General features: G+C 72.1%; 1 pseudogene. It reads left to right on the top strand.

Features of this window, described 5'->3' with window-relative positions:
• Window positions 1-103: 103 nt before the first annotated feature.
• A pseudogene (locus Q7A36_RS40805) lies at window positions 104-499 on the top strand (IS21 family transposase); the annotation flags it as partial.

The raw sequence follows: 499 nt of genomic DNA, 5'->3' as shown, positions 1-499 counted from the left end.
GCGATTCCACGGGATCGCGGGCACCTGAGAGGGGGTGCCTGGGGCTGGTCTGTCGACAGTCTGAGCGGGCTAAGGCGGCCTCGTCCCTGACGAGGTCCGCTGGATGCCAACCGAGAGATTGTCGATGCGCCGGATCCGCGATGTGTTGCGGCTGAAGTACGAGGCCCGGCTGAGCGAGCGCGCCATGGTGGCGGCGCTGGGCATCAGCAAGGGAGCGATCGGGTCCTACCTGAGCCGGGCCCGGGCGGCGGGGCTGTCCTGGCCGTTGCCGGAGGGGCTGACCGACACCGAGCTCGAGCGGCAGCTGTTCCCGGGGCCGCCGGCGGGTGACGCGGTCGCCAGCCGGCTGGTGCCGGACTGGGCGGAGGTGGAGCGGGAGCTGCGGCGCCGCGGGGTGACGCGGGCGCTGCTCTGGCAGGAGTACCGGGCGCAGCACCCGGACGGCTTCGGCTATTCCTGGTTCTGCGAGGCGTACGAGGCCTGGAAGTCCCACCTGTCG

This window comes from Paracraurococcus lichenis, from assembly GCF_030657435.1.
GTDB lineage: Bacteria > Pseudomonadota > Alphaproteobacteria > Acetobacterales > Acetobacteraceae > Paracraurococcus > Paracraurococcus lichenis.
Note: the sequence above shows the minus strand (reverse complement) of the source record. Positions and strands in the feature narration are given on the sequence as shown.